We start from the raw sequence: 8,595 nt of genomic DNA on the forward strand, positions 1-8,595 counted from the left end.
ATCTGTCTCACTCATCCCGCTGGAGTCGCCGTCTGGCGCTCCAATCAATAAATGGGAACAGCTTTAACGCATGGATAAATTGATTATAAATTTACTCGCATAAACAAAGCCGAAAAACTCTACCAACCCCAATTTCATAATTTATTTAATAGTCATTTGAAGGTCACTTTTATAATATTTACAATCACTATAAAAAGAATTGTCAGTCAAAGTAAACCAATAACTTTAACAAAGCTTTTATTAAAAACGCTTTTATGAATTATTGATAGAGTGGCAGTGGGATCGGAAAGCTTATCGCTTACCATGAATGCTTCCTCCTAGCGTATAAAACTATATTATTTATTATTTTTTCGAGCCCTTCAAAAATTTATATTTAATTAATCAATTAAGTAGTTCAAATTACCCTATTTTTAAAAACCGCTTGACGGTTATGTTTTTATTGTTTAAAGTTTAAAACAATTCTTACAACAATTAAATAGCACATCACTTTCTTATCTAGAGAAACCGAGGGATCAGGCCCTATGACGTTTCGGCAACAGGTTCAAATCTTTGAATACTGTGCCAACTCCTGCAAGCGCAATGCTTGAAAGATGAGAAAAGTTGGCTTTTTCGTAAATTTTGGAGAGCTTTCTTTTTCTTATCGTTTTTAGATAAGAACAAGGAAGCTCTCTTTTTCTCGTGATAGAAAGGTAGATGACTATCCTTTGTCTGTAACGAACCAATGATGTATGAGGAGGTAATTTGAATGATCGAGTTTAAAAATGTTTCCAAGACCTTTCGTCTTGGCAAGCGGGAGGTGCATGCAGTAAAAGATGTTTCTCTAAAAATAAAAGAAGGTGAGATATTTGGCATCATAGGATTTAGTGGTGCGGGAAAGAGTACGCTGCTCCGACTAGTTAATATGCTGGAACGTCCTTCTGCAGGCTCTGTATTTATTCAGAATATCGATGTCAAATCATTGACTTCCAAACAGTTACGAGCAAGACGAAGAAATATTGGAATGATTTTTCAAAACTTTAACTTGTTCCACTCTCGCACAGTTGGCGGAAATATTGCTTACCCTCTAAAGCTAGCAGGCTTGAGTAAAAATGAAATTACAAAAAGGGTGAACGAACTTCTTAGCTTTGTCGGGCTCTCTGATAAAGAGAAAGATTATCCAAGCCAGTTGTCTGGTGGTCAAAAACAACGTGTTGGTATTGCTCGGGCACTTGCTACCTCACCTGATATTCTCATTTGTGACGAAGCAACTTCTGCATTGGATCCAGAAACTACTGCAGAAATCCTTCGCTTACTTAAAAAGGTGAATAAGGAATTTGGAATTACCATTTTGTTAATCACACATGAAATGCACGTCATTCAGTCCATTTGCGATCGAGTAGCTGTCATGGAAAATGGAGAGGTTATTGAATCAGGAGACGTATTCGATGTATTTACTGACCCACAGCATCTTACCTCTCAGCGCTTTATACGATCTGTGCAACAGGATTTACCTTCTCCTCAAATTTTAGAGGATTGGCGTTCTCGAGGAGGCAACGGCTTTTATCGAGTAATCTTCAAGGGCGACGTAACAAATAAAGCCATTTTATCTCAAGTAACTCAGAAGCATCGGATTCATTTCAATATTGTTTATGGTTCTATACGAGAGTTACAGGAAAGGCTTTTTGGAGATTTAATCGTGTCTTTTGAAGGCGACACCGTGGCAATTCAAAGTGCCATTAATGAGCTAGAGACAATCGTTGACATTCAGGAGGTGGCAAAGCATGAAGGTTGATTGGAGTACTTTCTGGCCGAGGATTGTAGAAGCTACTGGGGAAACCATTATTATGGTTATTGCCACTTTAGTATTTGGTTCTATTTTAGGAATAACAATTGGCCTTCTATTATTCGTAACACGAGAAAGAAACATTTTAGAAAATAAAATTGTTTTTCAAGTGTTGAACATATTAATCAATATTATTCGACCAATCCCCTTTATCATCTTTTTAGTAGCCATCTCTCAGCTCACAAGATTAGTGATGGGTTCAACGATTGGTACTGCGGCCGCGATTTTCCCAATGACGATTGTCGCCAGCTTTTCTATAGCTCGTGTTGTGGAAAATAACTTAGTAAGCATAGATCCTGGGGTGATTGAAGCAGCACAAGCGATGGGTGCAAGTCCATTACGAATTATATTTACCGTTTTAATACCTGAAGCTCTTGGACCTCTTATTCTCGGTTTAACCTTTATAACTGTTAGCTTAATAGACTTTTCTGCTGTGGCAGGAACAGTCGGTGGAGGCGGACTCGGTCATATAGCAATGACCTATGGATATCAGCGTTTCGACGGAAGTGTCATGCTCGTAACCGTTATAATACTCATCGTTTTAGTTCAGCTTGCCCAGTGGTTAGGAAATGCATTATCTAAAAAATTCATCAGACGATAAGGAGAATAGATATGAAAAAAATTAGTTTATTAGTCATTGCTCTTTTGGCAGCAATAGTCTTAGCAGCTTGTAACGACTCTTCAGCTGCTTCAGACAAGGATACAGTTAAGGTGAAAATTGGTGTGAATGGCTCTGATGGTGCCCAATGGCCGGTTTTAAAAGAGAAAGCAGCTAAAGAAGGAATTGAAATTGAGTTAATCGAGTTTGCAGACTACACTTTACCCAATAATGCCTTAGCGCAGGGAGATATCGATTTAAATGCCTTCCAGCATATTTCCTTCCTTTCTCAATATGTAAAAGAAAGCGGAAATGACCTTGTTCCAATTGGTTCAACCATGTTTGCTCCTCTTGGCGTTTATTCAGAAAAAATTAAAGACATCAGTGAAATCAAAAAAGGCGATAAAATTGCTATTCCAGATGACCCATCTAACCAGGCTCGTGCACTTCGTTTGTTAGAATCTGCTGATTTAATCACCCTTTCAGACAGCTTCGGGCTTTTTGGAGATCCAAGCGGCATTGTAGAAAACCCATTGAACTTAGATATTATTCCTATGGTTGCCCAGCAAACACCACGAGTGCTGCCGGACGTTACTGCTTCTATCATTAATAACGGTGTTGCCGGTCAGGCTGGCTTCTCACCTGGTGAGGACCCTATATATAAAGAAGAAGGAAAGGATGAATCCATCTATCCTTATGTCAATACAATAGTAGCCCGTGGAGAAGATAAAAATAACGAAACATACACACGTATTGTCGAATTATATCAAGAAGAAGATATCCAGAAAGTTATCACCGAGGATACAAAAGGCGGATCCGCTTTAGTTATTTTAACGCAGGAACAACTAGATCAAACATTTGAAGATCTAATCAAATAAAAAATAGGAGGAATACAGATGAGTATTGTAAAAGAACCAAAGGAATTATTGCTAAAGTCAATTGAGGAAAACAAAGAATTATACGTGCAGGTCAGTCAGGAAATCCATAATAACCCTGAAATCGGCAACCAGGAGTTCTTCGCTAGTGCAAAACATGTAAAGCTACTACGTGACGCCGGTTTCGAGGTAACTACTTCCGTTGCAGGCCATGAAACATCCTTCTACGCTATTAAAAAGGGAGGAAAAGAAGGGCCAACCGTAGCTTACCTTGCAGAGTATGATGCCCTTCCTGGACTAGGTCACGCATGCGGACATAATATTATCGGAACAACGAGCGTTGCTGCTGGAATTGCCTTAGCAGAGGCCCTTCCTCTTACAGGAGGAAATGTAGTCGTTCTTGGGACGCCCGCTGAGGAAGGTGGCCCTAATGGTAGTGCTAAAGGAAGCTTCGTCAAGCACGGTTTCCTTAAGGATGTGGATGTTGCACTAATGATTCACCCTTCCGGCAAGACTTCTTTAACTGGTGAAACATTGGCCGTGGATCCATTAGATTTTCATTTTCATGGGAAAGCAGCACATGCATCTGGATCTCCTGAGAAAGGTATAAACGCTTTAGACGCTGTCATTCTTTTATTCAATGGCATTAATGCCCTTCGTCAGCAGCTTCCAAGCACTGTACGTATCCACGGGATCATCACCCACGGTGGAGATGCTCCAAACATTATTCCTGACTACGCTTCTGCTCGCTTCTATATCCGAGCAGAGAGCTGGAAGAAAACAGAGGAAGTAGCAGAAAAAGTCCGTGCTATTGCAAATGGCGCAGCACTTGCAACAGGAGCCTCCGTACGAATTGAGCGATTCCAAAACGAGGTTCAGGACTTTGTATTAAATTCTAAATTAGATGAAATTCTTCATGAAGAACTTGAAGCAGTCGGAGAGTTTGTCCATACAGAAAAACGAAAAGGCAAAGGATCAACAGACGCTGGCAACATCAGCTATGCTGTCCCTACTGCCCATCCACATATTAAAATTGGCCCAGATGATTTGGTCGGTCACACCATCGAGTTCCGTGAAGCTGCCAAATCCCAGCTTGGCGACGAGGCACTAATTAAGGGAGCTAAAGCTCTAGCCAATACCGGCTACCGCATCCTAACTGATGCTGAACTGCTTCACAACGTACGAAAGGAATATGAAGAAGCGCTAGTCAAGAAGCAAGATTGAGCTGAATACCTGATTCGATGAATGAAAGCCTATGGGTAGGTTGTAGCTTTGTCCATTTGGATAAAAGTGTTGCAGTAGCAACTGGAAGTACTGCACATGGGCAAAGTGTTGCGGGAATGGACGGAAGTGTTGCGCTTACGGCTTAAAGTGTTGCACCTATCCAAGTATCTCACTTTACCAATTGACTTCCTCTTGCCCCCCTTGTTTGAGGAAGTCTACTTCACTATTACTTTCCATCAATTCGATGGATTAAAAAAAATCCGCCCTCTATGGGGCGGATTTTTTGTCGCGCGCTTTCATATAGCTGGCATACCAAAATCCAAATGTCAGAGATGCAGCATCTAATATATAAATCCACCAACGATGAGTATAGCCTGCATACACAGAGGCTGCGAACAGAGCAACTGTTAGTAGCAAGGCGACATATCGATTAAAGGTTATTCGAGTAAATAGCACAACTAACAAAGCAGGTGCAACAATCGCAAGTATAACTTGTGTTGGTATAGATAAAGTTTCCATTGTTTCTCCTACCTTACTAAGATTAATCCTAGTCTGTAATGGTCATGTCTAAACAAAACATGCTGTCTCAATCGAAGCTCTCCATTATGATCCAATACTTCTAATCTACAATGGGCTGCATTGATTTGAACGGCTTCATACAGTTCTTGCTCATCTGTTACTTTTTGTCCGTTTACCTTAACGATACATTCTCCAATTTTTAAGCCCATCTTTTCTGCTGGAGAGTCGGAAAGCACACCAGCAATCATTACCCCATTCGATTGCGGAGATACAGCAAAGGAGCCATTACGCTCTCTTCTATACTCAACAAAGGATATTACTAGTCTTCCTATTACTCCCAATGCCAAAGCTATTAGACTGATAAGTGGTTCTATATAGCCTACCGCTGCTACAACTGTCACGATTATCCCTAATTGCCAAACCTTTTTTCCGTACATAGGGAAAAAATTCTCTGCCAGTGAATGTCTGCTTTTTTGTTGAAAGCCTATTACAAAAGGAAACAATACTAAAGAAAACGTAGATTCTCCTAAAGTAAACTGTGGCCAGAACGGTAGATATGTATGTATAACATCTCCAGGTATGACTAATAGAATCGGTAACAACCAAAGTCGTTTAGTTACATATTCCATTGCCTCGCTGCCTCTTGCCGTTTTAACCAATCTAGGCGAAGCGTTTGTCGCTCCATGCTTTTGGATAATAAAACCCTCTGCTATCAGCAATAAACCTGCTAAAATAGCAATTGGAACAATGACTTGTCCATCTATATCTTGTCCAACAATTTCCCATGAAAATATTTCATAAGACCAATCATAGAAAAACATGATATAAAAAGTAGCTGCCGCTATGGCAATTGCATAAATTGCAGAGCCGACCTGATACATGAAGAGTAGAACAAATAAAATCATCCATACACTATAAACCATTAACCAAGTGGACGGTATAACCAATCCAATCGCTACACTAATTACAGATATAATAATTGCCCATACATAACCATCTAGCAAAAAATGCTTGGCCTCTGTCCAACCCCAAAGTATTCTCGCTCGAAATTGTTTTCTCTCTCTCTTCACCCGAAAGTATCCGATTAATACAGAAAAAAGAAGTGTTATATAAACAGCTGGATGAAGGAAGAAACGTCCAATCCCTTTTGCCAATTCTATTAATATTTCTTGTACCATACGAATCCTCCTCGCTTACAACATAGTCTTCCTATTATTGTAACAAACGAGGAGAACTTCCGTATAGGTTTATTGTCTCAAGTTACTTATTTAAGGTGTGAATTATATAACTTACACCCATTTGAAGCTGCTGATCATTCTCTTTTCGTGCCTTATACTCATTAATTGTGTTCGTTAAGTCCTGAAAGAATGTCTCATCTAGCTTCGAATTAATTTCTAGTTTATTTTGCTCTCTATATTTATCGATGGCTTCAACAGTAGCTTCATCAAAATAACCATCCTTGCGTGATATATTGTAGCCTAATCCACTAAGAATTTGTTGTACATACTTAATTTCATCTCCATAATCTCCTTGGTGGAACTCACCATGATAATATTTAATATCTGTGTTGAATAACTCATCCTGCTCTACCTTCAAATCTGCCTCTATCCCCTTATGATGAATCCATTGTTGCTTTGGAGTTAACCACTTATGGGTAGAAATTTTTAACTTTCCGCCATTAGACAAAGGATGTGTTTCTTGAACAGTACCTTTACCAAAGCTTGTTTCACCTACGATCATGGCACGATTATTATCTTTTAACGCCCCAGCCAAAACTTCACTTGCAGATGCACTACCTCCATTTTGCAATAAAACAACTGGTAGCTTGTTCAGGTAAGGGTTATCCTTATTGACCGTATTCAATGGTTCTAAAACACCTTTAGCATCTTGCATGTACGCAAATGTACTTCCATTTTGTAGAAGGGTTCCTATAATAGAAGAAACGCTAAATAAATAACCTCCTGGATTGCCTCGGACATCCACAACTAGTCCGTTTATTCCACGCTCGACTAACGCTTTTGTTTGTTTTTCCCACTCTTCTGCCGTTTTCTCTCCGAAAATTGTGATAGTAACAATACCGATAGATTTTCCGTCAACCTCTAGTACTTCACTGGAAACAGTATGCAACGCGATTGTCTCTCGTTTCATATGTAACTCTACATGACGATTTTCGCTTGGACGATATATCGTCATTTTAAGACTACTACCTTTGTCACCACTTAATAATCGAACTAATTCAGCCATAGTTTTACCATCTACTCGTTCACTGTTCACCCGCACGATCTCATCCTGAGGCTTCAAACCTGCTTTGTAAGCTGGAGAGTCTTTAATGGGAGCCACTACAATAAACTTACCGCCAGAATTCATAATTTCTACACCAATACCAACCCGTTCCTCAGCTAAAGAAGATTCTTGCGTCTCCGCTTCCTCTTTCGTTAAATACGAAGAATGTGGATCTTCTAAAGCTTCAGCCATGCCTCTAATTGCACCCTCTACTAATAGCTTTTCATTCTTTGAGAAAACTGCCTCTTTTTTTATTAACTGATACGCTTCATCAATCACTTGACTACTACTAACGTTACTTTTCTCTGGCTCTGACGATTTTCCAGACATCCATAAATACCCTAATACCAACACAATGACTAAAATGAATCCAAATAAAATAATCCGATTTTTGCGCAAGTTCAACCTCCTAGTTTTCCACTAATATATGTGAGGAAAACGAAGTTTAATACTTGCCCAAAAATCAGATTCTTATTTTAGTTTATCGACATAATCTATCAGCATTTCCTCATTCATTGGACCAACTATCATATTTTGAATGATTCCATTCGTATCAATCATATAAGTAGTTGGAATAGGGATCACCTTATAGGCGTTTCCTATTTGCCCTTCCTCATCCATAGGTATTGGAAAGGTTAGACCGTAGTCTTCTACAAACGAAGACACCTCATCTACTCCATTATCCTTGTTCGTAAGGTTAACTGCTAAAATTTCCACATTAGCTTCTTCAGACATATCTTCATAGTAGTTTTGCATATGTGGCATCTCTGCTTTACAAGGAGGACACCATGATGTCCAAAAATTTAATACTACTTTTTTTCCTTTATAGTCTGACAACGAGACCTCTTTTCCGTCTAGTGTTGTCAAAGTAAAATCTGGGGCTGCATCACCTTTACCAGTCCCTTGGTTTACTGGGTTTTCAGCCATATCCGTGCCCATTTGCTCCCCTTCAAAAGGATCTTCCTTTTCATCAATATTATTTTTTACAAATGATATAGTAGCAATAGCTATTAAGGAACCTATAATTAGTAATCCAATTATTTTTTTCACACTTAACCTCCACTTTACTTATAAAATATTATTATTTTAATTATATGCATAAATCTAAGTAGATACTATTCACTAGCTTAAGTTTTATACAATTTGTGTACAAAAAAAGACTTCCATCAAATCTCTTATTCTAAAAAAAAAGGCATCCAATTATATAATAATTGAATGCCTCAGAGTGTAGACAAAAGGGTTGGAAATCGAAACGATTTCCAACCCTTTTGCTA

Annotated in this window: 9 protein-coding genes and 1 riboswitch; of the genes, 5 read left to right on the plus strand and 4 right to left on the minus strand. The window is 38.9% G+C overall.

What is annotated here, in order from left to right:
* Positions 1-488 precede the first annotated feature (488 nt).
* Positions 489-597, plus strand: a riboswitch (SAM riboswitch).
* 148 nt (positions 598-745) lie between these two features.
* From Q0371_RS18435 to Q0371_RS18455, 5 genes are read left to right on the plus strand one after another with little or no spacing between them, the layout of a single operon-like run.
* Complete coding sequence (locus Q0371_RS18435) at positions 746-1,771, plus strand: ATP-binding cassette domain-containing protein (protein ID WP_169361040.1); 1,026 nt, start codon at positions 746-748, stop codon at positions 1,769-1,771.
* Positions 1,761-2,423 carry a methionine ABC transporter permease gene (locus tag Q0371_RS18440; protein ID WP_169361041.1) on the plus strand — a complete coding sequence of 221 codons (663 nt, stop codon included), beginning with the start codon at positions 1,761-1,763 and terminating at the stop codon, positions 2,421-2,423. Before Q0371_RS18435 ends, Q0371_RS18440 begins: the two co-directional genes overlap by 11 nt.
* Positions 2,424-2,434: 11 nt before the next feature.
* Positions 2,435-3,298 (plus strand): MetQ/NlpA family ABC transporter substrate-binding protein, encoded by an 864-nt coding sequence (locus Q0371_RS18445; protein WP_169361042.1) that lies wholly within the window; start codon positions 2,435-2,437, stop codon positions 3,296-3,298.
* A gap of 18 nt (positions 3,299-3,316) precedes the next feature.
* The gene (locus tag Q0371_RS18450; protein ID WP_298473976.1) at positions 3,317-4,519 is read left to right on the plus strand and encodes a M20 family metallopeptidase; all 1,203 of its coding nucleotides are present in this window, start codon (positions 3,317-3,319) and stop codon (positions 4,517-4,519) included.
* A gap of 17 nt (positions 4,520-4,536) precedes the next feature.
* Positions 4,537-4,665 carry a hypothetical protein gene (locus Q0371_RS18455; protein WP_298473978.1) on the plus strand — a complete coding sequence of 43 codons (129 nt, stop codon included), beginning with the start codon at positions 4,537-4,539 and terminating at the stop codon, positions 4,663-4,665.
* Between the two features lie 121 nt (positions 4,666-4,786).
* Here Q0371_RS18455 and Q0371_RS18460 read toward each other — a convergent pair whose 3' ends face one another.
* The 4 genes from Q0371_RS18460 to Q0371_RS18475 all read right to left on the minus strand — a co-directional run bounded on the left by Q0371_RS18460 (position 4,787) and on the right by Q0371_RS18475 (position 8,371).
* Positions 4,787-5,038 carry a CsbA family protein gene (locus Q0371_RS18460; RefSeq protein WP_169361045.1) on the minus strand — a complete coding sequence of 84 codons (252 nt, stop codon included), beginning with the start codon at positions 5,036-5,038 and terminating at the stop codon, positions 4,787-4,789.
* Between the two features lie 8 nt (positions 5,039-5,046).
* On the minus strand, positions 5,047-6,216 hold the full coding sequence (locus Q0371_RS18465; protein WP_298473983.1) for a PDZ domain-containing protein: 1,170 nt from the start codon (positions 6,214-6,216) through the stop codon (positions 5,047-5,049).
* Positions 6,217-6,298: 82 nt separating this feature from the next.
* Complete coding sequence (locus Q0371_RS18470; RefSeq protein WP_298473986.1) at positions 6,299-7,720, minus strand: S41 family peptidase; 1,422 nt, start codon at positions 7,718-7,720, stop codon at positions 6,299-6,301.
* A 72-nt stretch (positions 7,721-7,792) separates the two neighbouring features.
* Positions 7,793-8,371 carry a redoxin domain-containing protein gene (locus Q0371_RS18475; protein WP_169361048.1) on the minus strand — a complete coding sequence of 193 codons (579 nt, stop codon included), beginning with the start codon at positions 8,369-8,371 and terminating at the stop codon, positions 7,793-7,795.
* Between the last annotated feature and the right edge of the window lie 224 nt (positions 8,372-8,595).

Origin of the sequence: uncultured Psychrobacillus sp. (assembly GCF_938022135.1) — a bacterium.
Lineage (GTDB): Bacteria > Bacillota > Bacilli > Bacillales_A > Planococcaceae > Psychrobacillus.